Source organism: Nesterenkonia xinjiangensis (assembly GCF_013410745.1).
Classification (GTDB): Bacteria; Actinomycetota; Actinomycetes; order Actinomycetales; family Micrococcaceae; genus Nesterenkonia; species Nesterenkonia xinjiangensis.
This window is the reverse complement of sequence record NZ_JACCFY010000001.1, coordinates 549,718-570,219: the sequence shown is the minus strand read 5'-3', so window position 1 is coordinate 570,219 and position 20,502 is coordinate 549,718. Positions and strand designations below refer to the sequence as shown.

The following is a 20,502-nucleotide window of genomic DNA, read 5'->3' as shown; positions in this document are numbered from 1 at the left end:
GTGGAGGGGCTCCCGTCGTCTGGCGGGCATCAGGCCTGCGGAATGCGCACCGTGGTCACCTCGAACGGTCTGATCGGCCAGCTCAGTCGCCCTGCCTGGGAGTCCACGGTGAGCTCCGGGGCGTCATCGGTCTCCTCCTCGAGAAGAGAGACGGCGCGCGCTCCCTCGGCGTCCAGCACGGGATCCAGGGTGACCTGGGCCCGGCTGCGCCGGCCGGCGGGCTCGTAGACACGCAGCACCACATCGCCGGATCTGTCGGCGGCCAGCTTCACCACGGACCGCAGCACGGCTGGGCCCTCAACTTGGACCAGGGGGCGGCCCAGCCGAGCTGCGGTCTGTGCATCGCCGGCGATCTCCACCGGCGGGGTGTTCAGTGCGGACGCCTCGGCGGTCGCGGACGCCACATCGGCGCCGACGACCAGCCCGAGGCAGTGGTGCTGAAGGCCCTGGTCCGTCTCCGGGTCGGGGAATCGGGGCGCGCGCAGCAGCGAGAGCCCCACTGTGGTGGTGACCTCACCGTCGGCATCGCGGGTGACGTCGAACCCGTAGATGGAGTCGTTGACCAGTGCGACGCCGAAGTCCTCCTCCTCGACCAGCACGAACCGGTGCATGGAGGTCTCGAACTTCGCCGCCTCCCAGCTGGTGTTGGTGTGGGTCGGACGCCGCTGGACGCCGAACTGCGTCTCGGCGATCGTCTCGGTGGCCCAGACCTGGAGGGGGAACACCGCTTTGAGGAACTTCTCCGCCTCGTGCCAGTCGGTCTCCTGCTCGATGCGCAGCATCCGACTCTCCGGCTCCAGGGTGAGCCGCTGGGTGACCGTCGAGCTGCCGAAGGAACGGGTGACCGTGACCACCGCAGCACCGGCGGCGTCGACCTCAGCGGTCAGCTCGTCGACGCCGTCGATGACCTCCACGGTGTTGCGATAGAAGCGGTCCACGTCCCAGGCGTCCCACATGTTGGGGAAGTCCTGGTGCAGACGAAGCACGTTGGCGCGCTCACCGGCCACGATCGCCTCCCGTCCGGTGGCCAGCTCCACGGCGGAGACCACGTGCCCGGCGTCGTCGAGGCGGATCCTCACCAGGGAGTTCTCCAGCAGCAGGCCCTCACCGTCGCGGCGAAGCTCCACGGCCGGCGCAGAGGCGGATCCCGGGGCCGTCAGGGTGTCGGCTGGCAGCTCGATGCCGTGCAGCCGGGCCGGCGCCGGGGCGGCGTTGGCCACCAGGTGATCCGTGCCGCTGCCGGCGAGCATATCCAGGGCGCCGTCGATGATCTTGCGGGCCTCGTCCTCCACCCTGGCGTACGTCTCCACAGCCTCGCGGTGGACCCAGGCGATCGAGGTGCCCGGCAGGATGTCGTGGAACTGGTGCAGCAGCACCGTCTCCCACAGCGTCTCCAGTGCCTCATACGGGTAGTCCGCGCCGGTCCGCACGGCCGCCAGCGTCGACCACAGCTCGGCGGCCACCAGCAGGTGCTCGGTGCGGCGATTGCCGCGCTTGGTGCCGTGCTGGCTGGTCAGCGTGGCCCGGTGGAGCTCGAGGTACAGCTCACCGACCCAGACCGGCGGCTCGGGCAGCTCGGACCTGGCGCGGGAGAAGAAGTCATCCGGGTGCTCCCAGCGGACCTTCGGACTGCCCTCCAGGTCGGCCACCCTGCGCGCGGCCGCGACCATCTCCCGGGTGGTGCCGCCTCCGCCGTCTCCCCATCCGGTGGGCGCCACCGAGCTCGTGGAGGTGCGGTGCTCCTGGAACTGGCGGTCAGCACGCGCCAGCTCCTCCCCGGAGAGCTGGGCGTTGTAGGTGTCCATGGGTGGGAAATGGGTGAAGACCCGGGACCCGTCGATCCCCTCCCAGTCGAAGCTGTGATGCGGGAACCTGTTGACCTGGTTCCAGGAGATCTTCTGTGTGAAGAACCACTCGAACCCGGCCCGGCGCATCAGCTGCGGGAGGGCGGGGGAGTAGCCGAAGGAGTCCGGCAGCCACACACCACGGCAGCGGATCCCGAACTCGGACTCGAAGAACCGCTGTCCGTGGAGAAATTGTCGGACCAGGGACTCCCCGGAGGGCATGGTGGTGTCCGACTCCACCCACATGCCGCCCAGCGGCACGAAGCGGCCCTCCTGCACGGCCTGCTTCACCTGGGTGAAGACCTCCGGCCGGTGCTCCTTGAGCCAGGCGTACTGCTGGGCCGAGGACATTCCGTAGAGGAAGTCGTCGGTCGCGTCGATCAGCTCCGTCATCGACGAGCTCGTCCGGGCCACCTTGCGGATGGTCTCGCGCACCGGCCACAGCCAGGCGGAGTCGATGTGGGCATGCCCGATCGCCGAGATCGTGTGCGCGCTCGCCGAGGCGGGAGCCTGCAGCACCTCGACCAGCTCAGCTCGTCCTGCGGAGGCGGTCTCAGGGATGCGCTGCAGGTCGACCTGGTCCAGTGCGGCGTCGAGAGCGGTCAGGATCCGTCCCCGACGGGCTCCTTCCGGCAGCTGCTCCACCAGCTCGAGGAGCACCGTGAGGTCGCTCGCCAGCTCGAAGACCTCCGGGTGGAAGACTGCGAGGTCCATGTGTCGTGTGGTGTAGAGGGGCTTCGGAGAGCTGGTCTGCACATCGCCCTCCTGAGTGGGCAGGAATGGGTGATAGTCCAGCAGCACCGGGTTCGCGGCGGCCTCCAGGTGGAGCTCCACCGCTTCTCCGCCGACGGCGGCATCGGAGACCCGCACCCACTGATTGCGCGGGTTGAGCGACTTCACCGGAGTGCCGTCAGGCAGGTAGACCAGGGCCTCGCACTGGAATCCGGGCATGTTGACGTCGAAGCCGAGATCGATGAGGGCTTCCACCGGCTGGCCGGCCCACTGCTGGGGGATCTCGCCCCTCAGACGGAACCAGGTGGTGGACCAGGCCGGGCCCCAGGGGGTGCCGACCTCATAGGGGTCATGCTCGAGCCCGAGACCCTGGTCGGGCGGCACGGGCTCACCCGGCAGCCGATGCGACCGGACCTCCATCGGCAGGCGGGGACCATGGACGGCTGGGCGGATGCGCTCGGTCAGGACGCGGCGGACTCGTCCGAGGGTCAGTGAGACGTCGTCGTGCACAGGTCAGCTCCTCTGGGGGGTGGGGGCAGGGGTCGGAAGGTCTGAGTGGTGGTGAGCGGACAGGGATCCGCGGGTCTGGTCCTGGGTCGGGTCCTGATCCTGGGACTGGGAGCGCAGCGTCAGCGCAGTGCCAACATGCCCGTCACGGGCGTCCAGCCAGGCCCGATGCACGGCACCGCCTGGGCCGAGCTCGTCGCGGGGATCCCGGCCGAGGTCGTCGATGATCACCGCGGGCGCCTGCGCCGCGGTGCCGGCAGGAGGCTCGGCGCGCAGCTCGGCCACCGTCTCGGCGAAGGCCTCCCCGGTGGGCTTGATCCGGCCGGAGACGTCGATCAGCCCCAGGTCGTGCTCCACCTCGGGGAAGTCCAGCAGGTCCCGGGAGACGTCATGGCTGCACCACCAGGTGATCCCCAGCAGGTGCGGGACCTGCGCGACCCGGCGCATGCTGCGGCGGATGAACTCGGGTGCCTCGGCCGGATCCATCACGGTGGTCGGAGCTCCCGCTTCCTGGAGCCATATCGGCCGGGCCGAGCCGGGTGGGTGCCAGGCCTGGGCCAGGCGGGTCAGGTACTCCGCGTGGCTGACCGACTCCTCGGCGAGCCCTCCTGCGAGCTGGGCGGCGCCGTTGAAGACCCAGGAGTGGGTGATCGTCGCGTCGCCCAGCTCGGCGGCGTGGGCGGGACCGAAGGGCTGCGTGGAGTCGTACCAGCCGGCGTCGTACATCGAATGGGTCACCAGGGCGTCGGTCTCGGCGCGGGCGGCGCCGAGCATGGTCTCCAACCACGCGGTGCCGCCGGCCGCGTCCACCGGGTGCGGGTCCGGATGCGGGGCGGCGGCGAACTGGTTGATCTCGTTGCCCAGGGTGATGCCCATCAGGTTCGGCTCCCGCGCCACCGCGGCCGTGAGCCGCCGGACGTACTCGGCGGTGGAGCTGACCACCTCCGGGTCGGTGAACATGTTCCGACGATGCCAGGTGCCCAGCCAGGCCGGCAGGAAGTCGAAGCTCGAGAGGTGCCCCTGGAGCGCATCGACGACGACGTCGAGCCCATGCTCGTGAGCCACCCGGACCACCTCGACGACGTCGGCCAGTCCGCGCTCGCGGATGAGTCCCCGGTTGGGCTGGATCAGGGGCCAGAGCGGAAAGATCCGCACATGGTCTGCACCGAGGGAGGCGATGGCGGACATGTCGTCGGCGACGTCGGCGAGGTCGAGGTCCTGCCAGGCGTGGAACCAGCCGCGCCGCGGTGTGTGATTGAGCCCGAACCGCATCAGCGCACCGTACCGATCGGCGAAGGGGCAGGGGCAGGGGTGGGACAGGAACAGGTCATGCGGGGTCCTTTGCTGAACTGGTGGATCGTGTGGGACTGAGGAGGGCGGGCTTCAGCCCTTGACCCCGCCTTCCTCGATGCCGCGGAAGAAGTAACGCTGCAGCACCGCGAAGACGATCGCGATCGGGATGAAGGCGATCATCGCTCCGGCGGCGATGAGTCGCTGGTCATTGACGAAAGTGCCGGCGAGGAACTGCAGGCCGACGGTGAGGGTGTAGTTGCTCGGGGTGGTCAGCGCGATCAGCGGCCAGAGGAAGTCGTTCCAGGCGCCGATGAAGGAGAAGATCGCGACCACCGCGATGGTCCCTTTGGCCGAGGGCAGCGCCACGTTCCAGAGCCGGCGCCAGACCCCGGCCCCGTCGACGACGGCGGCGAGATCGATCTCCGGAGGGATCTGACGGAAGGCGTTGTACATCAGCAGGACGTTGAGCACGGCCACCATGCCGGGCAGGGCGACGCCGAGCAGAGTGTCGGAGAGCCCCATGCCGCGGATGGTCAGATACTGCGCGATGATCGTGGCCTCCCCGGGCAGCACCAGGGTGCCCAGCAGCGCGCCGATGAGGACCACCCGCCCCTTGAAGCGCAGACGGGCCAGGGCGAAGCCGGCCAGCGTGGCGAAGAGGACGTTGCCTCCGACGGCCAGGGCCGCCACGATCACCGAGTTCATGATGAATCCGAACACCGGGATGGCGTCGGTGACCCGCAGATAGTTGTCCAGGGTCGGTTCCTGAGGGATGAAGGAGATCTCTCGGGAGTAGACGTCCTCCCCGGGGCCGCGCAACGAGGTGGAGAACTGCCAGAGGAAGGGCCCGATCGTGATCACCAGGACGAACAGCAGCAGGGCATAGCGCAGGGCGATGCCGCTGGGGGAGAGGGTGCCGAAGCCGCGGCCGCTTCGTCTGCGCGGCCGACGGCGCCGGGCCGGGCGGTCTGGACGGCGGGTCGGCCCTTCGGGCGCGACGGGCTCCGTGACCGTGCTGACGGTGGTGGACATCAGTCGTCTCCCTTGTTGAGTCTGGCCAGCACGATCAGCGGGACCAGGGTGACCAGGAACAGCAGGATGCTCAGCGTGGCGGCATAGCCCAGGTCTCCGAAGAAGCCCCGGGAGTATTGCTGGATGAGCATCACCAGGGTCATGGCCTGCCCGCCCGGCCCTCCGGTTCCTCCCGAGAGCACATAGATCTCGGAGAAGACGCGCAGGGCCGAGACGGAGACCAGGATGCCGATCAGGGTCATGGTCCGCCGGACCCCGGGAATGGTCACGGAGATGAAGCGGCGGATGGCGCCCGCTCCGTCCACGGCGGCCGCCTCATAGAGGTTGCGGTCCACGTTCCCCAGGGCGGCCATGTAGATGATCATGTAGTAGCCCAGGCCCTGCCACACCGTCAGCGCGATGGCGCTGAAGATGAGCAGCCAGCGTTCGGTGAGGAACGGCATCGGAGTCTGGAGGACGCCGAGCTGCAGCGCCAGGTTGTTGATCAGGCCACGATCGTTGAGCATCCACTGCCAGACCAGGCCGACCACGACGGCCGAGGCGATCACCGGGGTGTAGTAGGCGATCCGGAAGAAGGCGATGCCCGGCAGCGCCTTGAGCACCAGCATGGCGATCAGCAGAGGGAGGATGATCAGCAGCGGAAGGCAGACGATCATGAACACGACGCTGTTGAGCAGCGCGTTGACCACCTGGGGGTCCTGCGCCATGGCGGCGAAGTTGTCGAATCCGATGTAGTCGCCGCCTCCCAGCGGGGTGGTGTCGGTGAAGGCGACCCGGATGGTGTTGAGGGAGGGCCAGACCGTGAAGACGGCGAGGAACAGGATCGCCGGAGCCAGCAGCACCCAGGGCACGACGGGGCCGTTGGTCGGCACCTGGGTGCTGCGGGCGTTTCTGAGCTTCACGGACTGGGGGCCGGAGCGTGTGGCCAGAGTCACAGGGATGTCCTCACGTCTCAGTCGAGCAGCTGGTTCATGCGTTCTTGGGCGGTCTCCAGGGCTTCCTCGCTGGTGATGTCCCCGCTGATGGCCAGGCTGAGTTGCTGGTTGAAGTAGTCCGTCATCGCCTCGTTGATGGCGAAGGGCTGGACCACTTCAGCTTGGGAGATCGACTCGAAGGCCAGGACCCGGGCGTCGTCCTCCGGTGTGCCGTCGGATTCGGCGAGCTCCTCGCTGTCCTCGGAGGCGATGGTGGAGGGGAAGATGTTCACCTCCGCGGCGAAGGCCTCCTGGTTCTCCGCATTGGTGAACCACTGGGCCAGCGCCAGGGCGGTGGCCGGGTTGTCCGAGTCGGCGGCCACGGAGAACCCCTGCACGTAGAGCGGCGGGGTGTCCAGCGCGGGGCTCACCGCCACGTTGCCTTCCAGGGAGGGGTTGTTGGTGATGAAGTCGCCCATGGCGGTGCCGCCGCCGGTGGTCCAAGCGACCTGACCCTCGGTGAACATCGTGGCGTTGCCGAGGTAGTCGTCGTTGAGGACCTGGCTGGGCATGTGGCCCTCGGCGTAGGCATCACGGTACCGGTCCAGGATCTCGACGGCCTCCGGGACGGCGAAGACGAACTCGTCGCCCGCGTCGTCGAGGATCTCGATGCCGGCCAGGGTGAAGGTGCCCAGTCCTGGCCGGGCGCTGATCAGGTGCTCCTCGCCGTCGCACTCGTCATGCATGACGGCGGCCTGCTCGAAGAGCTCATCCAGGTCCGCGGGCGGGTTCTCAGGATCGAGCCCGCAGCTCTCGAGCTTGTCGATGTTCCAGTAGTTGATGTCCGTGTTCAGGTACCAGGGGTAGCCGTAGACGCCCTCGAGGCCCTCGAACTCGTAGGCCTGGATGCCGCCCTCCACATAGGTGTCGCGGAGGGTCTCATCGGCGGCCGCCACATCGAGGAGCATGCCCTCCTGGGCCAGCGGCAGGGCGAAGTCCGGCGGCAGGTTGACCACGTCCGGAAGCTCTCCGGCGGCCGCCTGGGTGAGCACCTGGTCGGAGTAGCCGTCACCTGGCTGGTCGAGCAGGGTGACCTCGGTGCCGGGGTGCGCCTCCTCGAAGGCCTCGATGACGTCGTCGAGATAGTCGGTGTAGCTCGGGGTGAGCGCCCAGGTCTGCAGAGTCACCGAGCCGGTGATCTCGCCGTCCTGGGCTTCGGCGGAGGCATCGTCGCCTCCGCCGCAGGCGGTCAGGGCCAGCCCGGAGAGGGCGACGACGCCCAGGGCGGCCCGAGGGCCGGTGCGGCCGGCGTGCGGGCGAGGGAGACCTGGGTGGTGCGGGGCTCTGGGGGTCATGGTCCGTTCCTCCTCGGCGTCCTGCGACGGACGCGGATACGAGTGATAAAACTGTTCAGCAATTCTTCGTGACTTGGCTCACGATGATGCCGGTAGTCCCCTATAATGGTGATCTAAACCGGTAGAGTCAAGGCCCTCGAGTATGACGAGATCATCAGGGACTGTCAGTCCCGGCCGCATGGGTATGGGCGACGATGGACCAGAAGTGCGCACGTCGAGGACGCGGAGAGGACGGCACAGTGCCAGCATCACGGAGCGGACATCGGACCACCATCGCCGACATCGCCCGAGAGGCCGGTGTCTCCAAGGGTGCGGTGTCCTTCGCGCTGAACGGGCGGCCCGGGGTCAGCGAGGCCACCCGGGAACGGATCCTGCGCATCGCCCGGGACCTGGGGTGGCGTCCCAACTCAGCGGCCCGGGCGCTGACCGGCGGCACCGTGGGGGCGATCGGTCTGGTGATCGACCGACCGCCCGCGGCGCTGGGCACAGAGGCCTTCTTCAACCAGCTCATCGCCGGTCTGCAGCTCGGGCTCGGTGACTCCCACAGCGCACTGATGGTCCGTGTGGTCTCTGCGGAGGAGGAGGAGCTGGAGACGTATTCCAGCTGGTGGTCCAGTCGGCGGGTGGACGGGGTCGTGGTGATCGATCCGCACGCCGACGATCCTCGGCTGAAGCTCCTGGCGGAGCTGGAGCTGCCCGCCGTCGTGGTCGGCTCCCACGCCCCGAGGCCGGAGGTCTCGGCCGTGTGGATGGACAACGACGGCGTGGCCACCATGCTCTTCGACTATGTGGCCGCGCTCGGGCACCGCCGGCTGGCCTACGTCTGCGGCGATCCTGAGCTCGACCACGTGGCGGCCCGCCGAGCTCAGCTGCGGCGAACCGCCGAGGGCAGAGGGCTGCAGGCCCTCGTGGAGGACGGGGACTTCTCAGCGGCCTCGGCCGCTGCACGCACCCGCAGCCTGCTCAGCCTGGGGGAGCGGCCCAGCGCCATCGTCTATGACAACGACGTCATGGCCGTCGCCGGGCTCAACGTGGCCCACGAGATGGGCGTCGCCGTGCCCGGAGACCTCTCCCTGGCCTCCTTCGACGACTCGCACGTCGCCCGACTCGTCCGGCCACCCATCACGGCCGTCTCCCGTGACACCACCGCTCTGGGGGCACAGGCCGCCAGGCTGCTGCTCGCCGCCGTCGCCGGCGGCCCGGCCCGCGAAGAGCCGGGACCCCAGGCCACCCTGGAGGTTCGGGCGAGCACCGCTCCTCCCTGCTGAGTCCCGGTCCGGGCACAGGCCGCGGCTGCTCAGTCCAGGAAGAGCTCGACCTGCTCCAGGGCCAGGGCGGTGCCTGCGGTCAGCCGGACGGCTGCCCAGTCTGGGACCCCGGGGGGCACAGGTGCCCGGGTGAGGAACGGGCGCGTGCTGCGCGGCTGGTCGAAGCGCTCGTCGGTCCGCTCATCCAGGAGGAGCTCGCCGCCGGCCGCGGTGATCCCGTGCAGCTGCCAGCTCGCCGACGTCTCCGCCCGGGCGGAGCTCAGGGTGTAGAGCGGCGTCCTCCGGGCGGTGGTGCCGTCCTCGGTGCGCAGCGCCTCCAGCACCACAGACTCTCCCGGCGCCAGCTCCACGGCGGTCTGGCCGACGTCGTCCACCAGGGGTGCATGGGCCGGGTCCTGGGCCGCCGTCAACGCATCCCGCAGCGGGGTGTCCGGGCGTCCGGCGGCCCGCAGCCGGTCGCTCAGCCCGCCGGGGCGGGTGTCAGAGGCCCAACCCTGCGGCCGGTCGCTCAGTGAGATGTGCAGATGGGCGCCGTCGCGCAGCCGGGCATGGGGCACGGAGATCCGGTCCCACGGCTCGGCGTCCAGCAGGACCTCCTGGATGAAGCGGGGGCCGGCCCCGGGCAGCGGACCGTCGGTGGTCACGCGCAGCGGCGCTGAGGCCCCGGGGATCTGCAGGCTGATGCTGCGCCAGCGCGGCGGTGTCAGCACGTACTCGCCGCTGGCCGGCACCAGCGGGTACAGGCCCAGCGAGACGAACAGCCACCAGGCGCTCATCTCCCCGTTGTCCTCATCGCCTGGATGCCCCTGTCCCAGATCCGACCCCACGAAGAGCCGGTCCAGCGCGTCGCCGAGCACCCGGTGGGCGTCGTCGTGACGTCCGGCCGCCATCAGCATGAACGGCATGTGATGGGCCGGCTGGTTGGACAGCGCGAGCATCCCCTGGCGGCAGTCCCGAGCCTCGCGCTGCTCGTGGATGACGAATCCGTAGCTGCCGCTGGTCTCCTCCCGGGCGAGCTCCGGGCGGTCGAGGATCTCATCCAGTGCCTCGCCGAGTGCGGCCTCTGAGCCGAACAGCTCGGCGAGTCCCAACGGGTCGTGCGGTGCCGTGACCCGGGTGCCCCAGGCGTTCGTCTCGGTGTAGTCATGGCCCCAGACATCGGGGTCGAAGTCCTGGTCCACGCGCCAGGCGCCGTCGGGCCTCCGACCGATGAAGAACCGGTGCTCCGGGTGGAAGACGTCCTGGTAGGCCAGGCCACGACGCTCAAGGTGCTCCGTCTCGGCGGCCAGGTCATGGCCGGGCAGGTCGGCGCCGGCCTCCAGCAGGTGACGCGCCAGCAGGGCCGCCCCGGCGTCGTTGATCGCGTTGTCCAAGGTCCAGGAGAGACCCTCGTCGGTGGCGGTGTCCACATGGCCGCGGAAGATCGCCGGACGCAGCCCTTTGCGGCCGACCCTGTCGTCGGGCGGGGCCGTGAAGGCATGCCGGGCCGCCGTCCGATAGGCCTCCTCCCAGTTCACCCCCGGCACCTGGCGGGCTAGCAGGTCGGCCAGGACGATGTCGCTGGAGGTGCCGGTCATCATGTCGCAGGGCCCTGGGGCGCTCCATCGGGGCACCCACCCGCCGTGCCGGGCATGGGCGAGCAGCCCGTCAGCCAGTTCTCCGGTCCGCACGGGATCCAGCAGCGCCAGCAGCGGCCACTCCGTGCGGTAGGTGTCCCAGAATCCGTTGGTCACCGTCAGCTCTCCTGCGGCCACCTCGGGGGCCCCGTCCGGGGTGATCGGGATCCGCAGTGCCTCTCCCGCCACCGCCCGGTGGACCAGGCCGCCGCCGTCGACCGGCTCGCCGGATCGCTGCGGATACGCCCAGACCCGGTACAGGCTCGAGGCCAGCGTGGTGAGCCGGTCGCGCTGGGCGGGAACGTCCCCGAGCAGTGCGGGCTCCGCAACCTGCATACGGTCCAGCACCGCGCTCCAGCTCTGCCGGGCCCGGGCTCCCATGGTCGCCACGTCGGGGAGCCCGTCGCGATGGGCGCGGGCCAGGGCCGGACTGACAGAGGACATCCCGACGACGGCCTCCACGTGTCCTGCACCGACGGTGAGGTGCCCGCACAGGCCTGCTGCGACGTCCTCGGTGCTCAGCTGCGCCGCCGTGACGCCCTCCACGCGCAGCGCCACGTGCTGGGCCGGAGTGTCCTCCCGGTCATGCAGCGTCCCCTCCAGGAGCAGGACTCCGTCCTCGAGCTGCCAGCTGAGGTTCTCCATCCGGCCCCGGTGGTCGAGGCAGAGGCTGCCGGGCACCTCATAGTCCAGGGCGAGGCCGATCCCGTGGTGCGTCGCGGTCAACGCGGCCTCGATCCGGCGCCGCCGACCGGCATCGTCCTCACCTTCGAGCCTCACCTGATACTGGTGCGCGTGTGGGGATTCCTCGGCGTGGTCGAACCACAGCGCCCGACGTCGACGCGCCTCGTCGGCAGGGGCCGAGGTGGGAGAGCTGCTCAGCGCGGGAGCCAGGATGAACACCCCACGGTCGCCCATCCAGGGGCTCGGGAGATGGCTGGTCCCGAAGCCCTGCAGCTGCGGCCGGACCCGGGGCTCTCCGTGGCGCGGGGAAGGGTCCACCGCGGAATGTGCCTGATAGGAGTAGGGCCAGTTTCCGGCGGAGGCGTCGGTCATGGGCAGGCCGAACAGTCCGCCGTGGGGGACGCACACCAGCGGAGCATTGTTGCCGCGGGAGAATTCGCCGCTGGAGTGGGTGCCGCGGCGGATGTCCACGGCGTCGACCAGGCTCCGTGGCACGGGGGCGCCCGGGCCGATTGCGATTGCGTCGATCCAGCAGCGGATGTGGGCCTCAGGATGGGCGGCCGCCCGCACCTGGACCTGCGCGATGCTCCGTCCTGCGGCAGGGCGCAGGGCCACGGTCCGCAGGTTCCACTGGTCCACCCATGTGCGTCGCGCGCGGGCCTGAGCCTCGGGATCCAGGGCGGCCCCGTACTGGTCGGTCACCCCGTGGGCGCTGAGCCGCGTGCCGTCGTCGAGCAACAGGTCCACGGTCACGGCCGTCGCCGCCCAACGACGCTCCGGATCCTCGGTGGCGTCGCCCGCCTCCGGGAGGACCGCGAAGGTGAGCTCGTCCTCAGCCCGGATACGACGCCCGACCAGTCCGGCCCCGAGGAAGGAGGACGTGGGCCCGTCCCCGACGCCGGGCAGCGGGAGGGCGACGCTCGCCTGGCCGGCGGGGACGCTCAGCAGCAGGGGCTGTGGGCTCAGCAGCCCCTGGCCTGTGGCCGAGGTGGGGGAGAAGGCAGGACCGCTGCCCGGACGAATCTCGCCGCTGGTCACAGCGACACCCCTTCCGGTCGCTCGGAGCCGCGCAGCACCAGACGAGTGGGGAGCTCCACCACCTCCGGCACGGTCGCCGGCCGGGCGATGCGCTCCACGGCCAGGGCCGCCGCCCGGCGCCCCATCTCCAGAGGGTCGTGACTGATGACGCTGATGCCCAGCACATCGGCGGTGTCGAAGTCGTCGAATCCGATGAGCGCAGGGCTGACCTGCAGCTCGCGTGCCGCACGCAGCACCGCCACGCTCATCCGGTTGTTCCCCGCCAGCACGGCCGTCGGCGGCTCCGCAGAGCCCAGGGCGGCCCGGGCGACGGCGTCTTCGTCCGCATCGTCGCTGAGGTGCTCCAGCGGTCCGGTCCTGCCCAGGCCCGCCTCCGTCATGGCCCCCCGGTATCCGGCCAGGCGTTCCCGCTGGGTATAGATGTCGGCTGGGCTCGCGAGATAGGCGATCTGGCGGTGCCCCTGGGCAAGCAGCGCCTCCGTGGCCTGCCGGGCGCCGCTGCGGTTCTGCAGCAGGACGGCGTCCGCCAGCAGGTTCTTCGCCGGCCGGTCCACGGCGATCACCGGGGTGCCCAGCTGGCGCTCGCCGTCCAGGTAGGACTGGTCTGCGGCCGCCGGGATCATCATCAGCGCCGCGACACGCTGCGAGAGCAGGGCGTCGGCGACCCGTTCCTCGCCCTCCTCCGAATCGTCGCTGGAGCCGAGCACCAGGGTCAGTCCTGCCGAGGAGAGTTCACGCTCGATGCCGGCCGCGACGCTGTGGTAGAAGGGGTTGCTCATGTCCCCGATCAGCAGTCCGACCGTGGAGGAGGTGCCGCCGCGGCGCAGCGTCCGGGCCAAGGTGTTGGGTCGGAAACGCAGCCTTCGTGCGGCGGCGAGCACCTGGTCCCGCGTGGTGCCGGCGACCTTCTCCGGTTCGCTGTAGACCCGTGAGACGGTCTTGCGGCTCACACCAGCGAGGCGGGCGACGTCGTCGAGGGTGGCACGTTGCTGCAGGGACATCCCCGCCTCCTGAGGGTGGCTGACCGGCTGACCATGACAGCGTAGGACATGTGTGACGCAGGTGAAAGCTCTTCCCTTTCATTGTTGACCGCGCACGAATGTCCTACGATGTCATGATCCCCACCATCGGACGGAGGACCAGTGCCCATCACCGAACCCCGGAGCACTCCGCCGCAGCTCCGCGCGTCCTCCCTGGCCCTGGACGTCGGGCAGACCACCACCAAGGCGCGTCTGCTGCACGCCGGACACCCGCCGGAGCGCTTCGAGCTGCCCGGTGTGCAGACCCATCGGCCCCTGCTGCCCCAGCTGCGCGACATCATCCGGGCCGCCGCAGACTCTGCGGGTCTGGCAGAGGCAGTCGCGGGTCCCTCGCGGGGCGCTGCGACTGTCGCCCTGGGCGTCTCCGGGCTCACCGCTGCGGATGCCGACGCCGCGCGCCTGCTTGAGCTGCTCGACGGCTCCGCCTCCACGGACGAGTGCATCGGCACCCTGCGCTTGGCCCATGACTCGGTCACCGGCTACCTCGGTGCGCTGGGTGCCGTGCGCGGCGTGGTCGTGGCCGCCGGCACCGGAGTCGTCACCCTCGGTGTGGGTGCCGAGGAGGTGGCCCGAGTGGACGGCTGGGGTCATCTCATGGGCGACGCCGGCAGCGCCTGCTGGATGGGTCGGGCCGCGTTGCAGGCAGTGATGCGTGCCTATGACGGCCGCGGGCCCGCCACCGCGCTCACCGAGGTCGTCCGATCCCGGTGGCCCGACCTCGAGGGCGCCTACATCCAGCTGCAGAACGATCCCGCGGCGGTCAGTGTGATGGCCTCCTTCGCTCCGGCGGTGGCGGAGTTCTCCGAGAACGATCAGGTGGCCCGACGCATCAGCGCCGAGGCCGCCGGAGAGCTCGCCCATTCAGCCCTCACCGCTCTGCGGCGGGTGGGGGAGGACGGTGCGGGCGCGGCCCCGCAGGTCGCCGCGATCGGCGGCGTCCTCCGCTCCTCCGTCGTGCGGGAGGAGTTTCGCCGACTGGTGCGGAAAGCCGTTCCGGAGGCCGGGTTCCCGGCAGAGGCAGGGGAGGGCGTGGACGGCGCGGTGACCTTGCTGGCTCTGGCGGAGGAGCACCCGCTCCATCGGCTCGTCTCAACGCACTCCGCGGGCGGCCAGCGCCTCGGCGGTCTCTTCAGCATGCCGCAATGACATCACCAGCAGCGGCATGACCAGCGCCTTCGGAGTCACCCGCCGGCCTCGGGCGCGCAGGGCCTCCTGGATCTGGGAGGAGAAGGCGAGGATCACCGGCACCGATCGGATGGTCAGCGACAGCGCCAGCGAGATCCGCGACGTGTCGACCCCACAGCGTCCCAGCGGCCTCAGGGCACGGTCGAACGCCGTCATGATGTCCGTGGTGCGGGTGGTCAGTGTGAACAGTCCGGCCACCATGATCACCGCGACCACCCGGGAGACGTTGAGCGCGGTCGTCTGCGGGTCCAGGAAGATCAGCTGCGGGACGGTGAGGATGATCAGGATCCAGCGCAGCCCCCAGAGGCGCCGCAGCAGCCCGGTCACGCCGACGCCGGCGGCCAGGTGCCCGAGCAGCACGAGCGCCCAGGCTCCCAGCACCACCCAGACGTTCTCGCGCTGCAGCGAGACGGCCAGCGCGAAGAGGAAGACCAGCAGGAACTTCGTGCCCACACCGGTGCGGTGCAGCAGCGAGGTGCCGGGACGGTGCAGCGGCATGATCGCCGCCGCCATGCCCCCCGGTCCGCCCGAGGCCGCCCGGGGGGCCCGCCGTCGGACCGTGCCGGGCGTCATCGACGGCGTGCCCAGGTGAACGGCGCGGGGTAGGCCCTGATCAGGGCATGGGTGATGCCCACGGCGATGACGGCCTTGGCCGCATCGCCGGGCAGGAACCCTGCACTGGCGAACGCCGCCTGGGTCAGAGTCAGGCCGAGCTGATGGGCCATCACGGGAATCCCGCACAGGTAGATCACCCCGATGCCGCCGAGGGTCACGCCCAGGCCGGTGCGCCACCAGGCCAGCGGCCACCGCCACTGGGTGATCAGGCCGATGACGAACGCCGCAGGGATCCAGCCCAGGGCGAAGCCGGCCGTGGGGCCGGCGTAGACCCCGAGCCCGCCTGAGCCCTGGGAAAGCAGCGGCAGGCCGGCGGCGACGAGCGCGTGGAGCAGCAGCATGGAGCCCGCGCCCCGCCAGGGGCCGAGGATCGCACCGGCGAGCATGACGCCGAGGGTCTGCAGGGTGACCGGGACTCCGCCGATCAGCGGGATGGCGAAGGGCTGACCCAGTACGCCGACCAGGGCGGCGAACATCGCCATCTGTGCGACGCCGCGCACCGAGGCGGTGGCCGGGCCGGCCACCAGGGCCTCGTAAGGACGAGCGTCGCTGCCCGAGGTGCTGGCCTCCGGGGTGGTCGGGTGCTGGGGGCCCGCGGGCGGTGTCATCGGTGCTCCTGATGTCGGGCTGAGGGATCGACTGGTTTGAACGGTGTTCAAGAGGGTCTGCCGCCCTACTGTAGGACGCGTTCGCGCCCAGCGCCAGCGGGCTCCGGAGGCGCCGCACATTCCGGCGCGCTTCAGCCCTGCGCGGACGAGATCGACCTCGGGCGCCTCACCAGGGGATATGCGGCGCACATCACGCCCGGTTCCCGGTAGACTGTCCGCAAGGTGCGTCAGCGTTGCACCCCTGCCGCGGCGGGCAGGTGCTCGCCGCAGAGCCGCTCACCGGCGGACTGCAGGAGCTGCGCATTCGACAGAGCCACGAGCCCCGATAGGAGTGCGGCCCACGACATGTCCAACCCGATCTTCAACTCGCAGGCGTTTCCCTCGCAGTTCAAGGAGCGAGAGCGGCGTCGTTTCTACATGAGCGACCAGGGCAGCGTCACCGAGCAGCCCCGGGCTCAGCAGCCCGGCGCCGGTCCGACCTACGCCCAGCAGCACGGCTTGCCCGGCCAGCAGACTCCGGGCGCCGACCAGCTGCGCCAGATGTACGGCCAGCCGTCCCCGACCGGCGAAGACCTGGGCCGGATGACCTATGACGAGGTCATCCGCAGGACCCTGATCAGCTTCGTCGTGGTGCTCATCGGTGCCGGAGTCTCCGTCACCGTCGGTGCCATGTCTCCGGGACTGGCCAGCGGCCTGATGATCCTGGGTGTGCTGGGCGGCTTCGCGCTCGGCATGGTCAACGCCTTCAAGCGTGAGCCCAACCCGGCGCTGATCCTGGCCTACAGCGCATTCCAGGGACTCTTCCTGGGCGGCATCTCGATGTTCCTGGAGTGGCAGTTCCCGGGCATCGTCCTGCAGGCGGTGCTGGGCACCGTGATCGTCTTCGCCTCGGTGCTGGTGCTCTTCCGCTCCGGCAAGGTGCGTGCCACTCCGAAGCTGAACAAGATGTTCATGGTCGCCGGCATGGCCTACCTGGTGTTCTGCCTGGTCAACTTCGGACTGATGATGTTCGGCGGCACCTCCTCCATGTTCGGCCTGCGCACCGAGTTCAGCCCGTGGATCGGCCTGGCCATCGGCGCGCTGGCGATCCTGCTGGCCACGTACTCGCTGGTCCTGGACTTCACCAACATCCAGGAGGGGGTGGAGGCCGGCGTCGCCCGCAAGTACGCCTGGGCCGCCGCCTTCGGCCTGACCGTGAGCCTGGTCTGGCTCTACATCGAGATCCTGCGCATCATCGCCATCATCAGGTCGATGGCGGATTGACGCAGCAGCCTCGGCGAGGCAGCACTCTGCTGTGCCTCGCATGACACCGCGATGGGTCCGCCGCGCGCCGCACCGGGTGCGCAGCGGGCCCGTCGTCGTCTGAGGACGTCTCAGTCACTGAACCTTCACGCACTGATCCTTCGAGTCCAGGAGAGCTGTGTCACCATGGAGCGCATGAACGCTGAGGAAGACCGCGCTGACAGCCGGCAAGGCGCCGTCGACGATGGGGCCGACAGGCAGCCGGCCGCCGTGCCCGCGGGCGCGCACGCGGCGGCGTCGGGTGCCGAAGGGTCCGTCGGGGCGACGAGGCGTGCAGGTCCCCGGGAGTCGGCGTCCGCACCGTCGGCCCACACGCCTGGCGCGGAGGGCGGCATCGATGGCGCCGGTCGGCTCGAGCATGACCGGCTCGCCGGCCTCACCGACGCCCAGCGCGTCCAGGAGGACATCCCGTGGGGGGTGCGCATCGCCGCGGCCTGGGCCTGGCGGGTGCTGCTCATCCTGGCCTTCACCGGTGTGCTGCTGTGGCTGCTGAGCTATGTCTCGTTGCTGATCATTCCGCTGCTGGTGGCGGCCCTGCTGTCCACGCTGCTGCGCCCTGTCCATGACTTCCTCCGCAGACTGCGCTTCCCCAGGATCCTCGCGGCGATCACCACCATCCTGCTGCTGATCGCCTTCGTCTTGGGTCTGCTCTTCCAGGTGGGCCAACAGATCATCACCGGCTTCGCCGAGATGGCCGACCAAGTCCGCACCGGGGTGATGGAGCTCGTCGCCATGGCCGAGGAGGTCGGCCGGGATCTGGGCGTCTCCATCTCGGCTGAGGAGTTCGACCAGTGGATCGCCGAGGTCACCCAGTGGGTGCAGGACAACTCCGAATCGATCCTCGGCGGAGCCATGTCCATCGGCTCCACGGCCGGCAACCTGGTCGTCGGACTGATCCTGGCACTGTTCACTTTGATCTTCTTCCTCTCCGACGGGCGCCGCATCTGGGACTTCTCGGTGCACTTCGTGCCGCGCAAGTTCCGCCCGGCGATCCACGGGGCTGGCCGCCGCGGATGGACCTCGCTGGGCACCTATGTGCGGGTGCAGGTCTTCGTCGCCGCCGTCGACGCCGTCGGCATCGGCATCGGTGCCGCGCTGCTCGGCGTGCCGCTGGCCATGCCGGTGGCCGTGTTGGTCTTCCTGGGCTCCTTCATCCCGATCATCGGTGCCGTGGTGACCGGTGCGATCGCCGTCCTGCTGGCCCTGGTGGCCAACGGCCTGGTCAACGCGCTGCTGATGCTCGGCGTGGTGCTGCTGGTCCAGCAGATCGAATCCAACGTGCTGCAGCCCATCGTGATGGGCAAGGCCGTGAAGCTGCATCCGCTGGCTGTCGTGTTGGCCGTGACCGCCGGCACCACGCTGCTCGGGATCGTCGGCGCCCTGTTCGCCGTGCCGGTGCTGGCCTTCGTCAACCGCTCGGTGCGCTACATCGTCAAGGAGGAGTGGCGCCGAGACGACGAAGCGATCGCGATGGAGCAGGAGCAGCAGGAGGAAGAGCTGCGCCGCCAGGTCGCCCGCCGCGAGATCGAGGTCCAGGAGCAGGAGACCACGGCGGGCATCAAGCGCCGCTTCCTGGAGACCATGCCCGGTCTGGATCCGGACAAGCCCGGGTTCGTCCGCCGTGGCGGGCGTCTGGGGAAGATCGGCGCCGCTGACTCCCAGGACACTGCTGCAGACACGTCTGGGGACACCACAGAGGACACTTCCCAGGACACAGCCAAGGACAGTTCCAAGGACGCTTCCAAGGACGAGGACTGACACAGGACACCGGATGCCCCAGATCGACCAGATCCAGCGCCAGACGCCCATGACGAGCCCGGAGGGCTCCGCGGCAGGAGGAGACGCCATCACGGAGCATCACGCCCCGCAGCAGCTGCCCGGCCGGCACCTCAGCGTGCAGCTGGAGGACATCCGCGCCGCCCGGGAGCTGCTGGACGGAGTCATCGTGCCCACCGCGATGGAGCATTCCCGGGCCCTGGGTCGGATGATGGACGCCACCGTCCATCTCAAGTGCGAGAATCTCCAGCGTGCCGGCTCCTTCAAGGTCCGCGGCGCCTATGTGCGCATGGCGCGGCTGTCCGCGGAGGAGAAGGAGCGCGGCGTCGTCGCCGCCTCCGCGGGGAACCACGCCCAGGGTGTGGCGCTGGCCGCGAAGAAGCTGGGGATCCGCGCCAAGATCTACATGCCGCGCGGGGTCGCGCTGCCCAAGCTGGCCGCCACCCGGGATCACGGCGCCGAGGTCATCCTGCACGGCTCCAACGTGGACGAGGCCTTGGCCGAGGCGCAGGACTACGCCTCCGAGTCCGGGGCGGTGTTCATCCACCCGTTCAACAACACCGACGTCGTCGCCGGTCAGGGCACCATCGGCCTGGAGATCCTCGAGCAGGTCCCCGACGTCGACACCGTCATCATGGGCATCGGCGGCGGCGGTCTGCTCGCCGGCAATGCGGTGGCCATCAAGCAGGAGGCCGCCCGGCAGGGCCGTGAGGTGCGCATCATCGGCGTGCAGGCGGAGAACGCCGCCGCCTATCCGCCCTCGCTGGCCGCCGACGCGCTGGTGCCCATCAAGGGCGTCCGGACGATCGCCGACGGCATCGCTGTGGGCAGGCCCGGGCAGATTCCCTTCGAGATCATCAAGGACCTCGTCGACGACGTCGTCACCGTCAGTGAGGATGCCATCGCCCAGGCGCTGATCTTCCTCATGGAGCGCTCCAAGATGGTGGTGGAGCCGGCCGGCGCGGTCGGCGTCGCCGCTCTGATGGAGGGCCGGCTCGCCGGGCTGGGGATCGAGCCCAAGTCGATCGTCGCCCTGCTCTCCGGGGGCAACATCGACCCGATGCTGATGCTCAAGGTCATTCAGCGCGGCCTCTCAGCCGCCAACCGTTTCCTCACCGTGAAGCTCATGCTGAAGGACCGGCCCGGTGAACTGGCGATGATCTCGCGGATCATCGCCGAGACCGATGCCAACGTCACCGGGGTGGACCACACCCGCATCGGCGGCGCGCTGTCCATGGGAGACGTCTCCATCGTGATCAACATGGAGACCAAAGGGGAGGAGCACTCCGCCCTGGTGCTCAACAGCCTGCGCGCTGAAGGCTATGAGCCGATCGTGATGAACTGAGGACGTGGTGATGAGCACAGTCATGCCGTGGAAGATCGGCGTCGCGGGAAGCGTGGTCCCCGAGGACGGCGCCGGGACCGGGGGCCCCGACGGCGCCTGGGCGGACCTGATCGGGCTGGCTCTGATCGGCCTGATGTGGGCGCTGAGCCTGGCGGCCCTGGCCGGGCTGGCCTGGGTGCTGGGCCGCTGGATGCGCAATCGAGAGCAGCGTCGGAAGCACCCGGCCGCCGGGGGTCAGGATGCCTCCGCGAAGGGACACGCTCCGACCTCCCGGCGCACGCGGCGCAGCGTCCGCCGCGGCCGCCGGCGTCAGGACAACGCCAGCGACCTCGACGGCTGGGTCTGAGG

Annotated in this window: 15 protein-coding genes; 6 read left to right on the top strand and 9 right to left on the bottom strand. The window is 70.0% G+C overall.

Annotation, left to right across the window (positions count from 1 at the left end):
• Positions 1–29: 29 nt before the first annotated feature.
• The 5 genes from HNR09_RS02595 to HNR09_RS02575 form a co-directional block, all read right to left on the bottom strand.
• Positions 30–3,086, bottom strand: a complete 3,057-nt coding sequence (locus tag HNR09_RS02595) for a glycoside hydrolase family 38 N-terminal domain-containing protein (RefSeq protein WP_179540633.1) — start codon at positions 3,084–3,086, stop codon at positions 30–32.
• 3 nt (positions 3,087–3,089) lie between these two features.
• Entirely contained in the window at positions 3,090–4,355 is a 1,266-nt protein-coding gene (locus HNR09_RS02590) for a glycoside hydrolase 5 family protein (protein ID WP_179540632.1), read from the bottom strand.
• 111 nt (positions 4,356–4,466) lie between these two features.
• Entirely contained in the window at positions 4,467–5,408 is a 942-nt protein-coding gene (locus HNR09_RS02585) for a carbohydrate ABC transporter permease (protein ID WP_179540631.1), read from the bottom strand.
• A complete protein-coding gene (locus tag HNR09_RS02580; RefSeq protein WP_179540630.1) occupies positions 5,408–6,343 on the bottom strand; it encodes an ABC transporter permease subunit in 936 nt (311 codons plus the stop codon). Before HNR09_RS02580 ends, HNR09_RS02585 begins: the two co-directional genes overlap by 1 nt.
• Positions 6,344–6,360: 17 nt before the next feature.
• Positions 6,361–7,677 carry an ABC transporter substrate-binding protein gene (locus HNR09_RS02575; RefSeq protein WP_179540629.1) on the bottom strand — a complete coding sequence of 439 codons (1,317 nt, stop codon included), beginning with the start codon at positions 7,675–7,677 and terminating at the stop codon, positions 6,361–6,363.
• Between the two features lie 239 nt (positions 7,678–7,916).
• On the opposite strand from HNR09_RS02575, the gene HNR09_RS02570 reads away from it, so the two are divergent.
• Complete coding sequence (locus tag HNR09_RS02570; RefSeq protein WP_343047423.1) at positions 7,917–8,945, top strand: LacI family DNA-binding transcriptional regulator; 1,029 nt, start codon at positions 7,917–7,919, stop codon at positions 8,943–8,945.
• Between the two features lie 29 nt (positions 8,946–8,974).
• On the opposite strand, the gene HNR09_RS02565 is transcribed toward HNR09_RS02570, so the two are convergent.
• Entirely contained in the window at positions 8,975–12,283 is a 3,309-nt protein-coding gene (locus HNR09_RS02565) for a glycoside hydrolase domain-containing protein (protein ID WP_179540627.1), read from the bottom strand.
• The gene (locus tag HNR09_RS02560; RefSeq protein WP_179540626.1) at positions 12,280–13,284 is read right to left on the bottom strand and encodes a LacI family DNA-binding transcriptional regulator; all 1,005 of its coding nucleotides are present in this window, start codon (positions 13,282–13,284) and stop codon (positions 12,280–12,282) included. Before HNR09_RS02560 ends, HNR09_RS02565 begins: the two co-directional genes overlap by 4 nt.
• Before the next feature lie 141 nt (positions 13,285–13,425).
• On the opposite strand from HNR09_RS02560, the gene HNR09_RS02555 reads away from it, so the two are divergent.
• A complete protein-coding gene (locus HNR09_RS02555; RefSeq protein WP_343047422.1) occupies positions 13,426–14,469 on the top strand; it encodes an N-acetylglucosamine kinase in 1,044 nt (347 codons plus the stop codon).
• Here the strand turns inward: HNR09_RS02555 and HNR09_RS02550 are convergent.
• Both HNR09_RS02550 and HNR09_RS02545 read right to left on the bottom strand, forming a co-directional pair.
• Positions 14,413–15,021 carry an energy-coupling factor transporter transmembrane component T family protein gene (locus HNR09_RS02550; RefSeq protein ID WP_179540625.1) on the bottom strand — a complete coding sequence of 203 codons (609 nt, stop codon included), beginning with the start codon at positions 15,019–15,021 and terminating at the stop codon, positions 14,413–14,415. The two genes, HNR09_RS02555 and HNR09_RS02550, sit on opposite strands and share 57 nt — an antisense overlap.
• Before the next feature lie 56 nt (positions 15,022–15,077).
• Positions 15,078–15,731: a biotin transporter BioY gene (locus HNR09_RS02545; RefSeq protein WP_179540624.1), complete on the bottom strand. Its 654-nt coding sequence runs from the start codon at positions 15,729–15,731 to the stop codon at positions 15,078–15,080.
• A gap of 345 nt (positions 15,732–16,076) precedes the next feature.
• Here HNR09_RS02545 and HNR09_RS02540 point away from each other — a divergent pair, with 345 nt between their 5' ends.
• From HNR09_RS02540 to HNR09_RS02525, 4 genes are all read left to right on the top strand, one after another.
• On the top strand, positions 16,077–16,994 hold the full coding sequence (locus HNR09_RS02540) for a Bax inhibitor-1/YccA family protein (protein WP_179540623.1): 918 nt from the start codon (positions 16,077–16,079) through the stop codon (positions 16,992–16,994).
• Between the two features lie 174 nt (positions 16,995–17,168).
• The gene (locus HNR09_RS02535; RefSeq protein WP_218881865.1) at positions 17,169–18,791 is read left to right on the top strand and encodes an AI-2E family transporter; all 1,623 of its coding nucleotides are present in this window, start codon (positions 17,169–17,171) and stop codon (positions 18,789–18,791) included.
• A 13-nt stretch (positions 18,792–18,804) separates the two neighbouring features.
• Entirely contained in the window at positions 18,805–20,154 is a 1,350-nt protein-coding gene (ilvA, locus tag HNR09_RS02530; protein ID WP_246348692.1) for a threonine ammonia-lyase, read from the top strand.
• A 10-nt stretch (positions 20,155–20,164) separates the two neighbouring features.
• A complete protein-coding gene (locus tag HNR09_RS02525) occupies positions 20,165–20,500 on the top strand; it encodes a hypothetical protein (protein ID WP_179540622.1) in 336 nt (111 codons plus the stop codon).
• Positions 20,501–20,502: the final 2 nt, after the last annotated feature.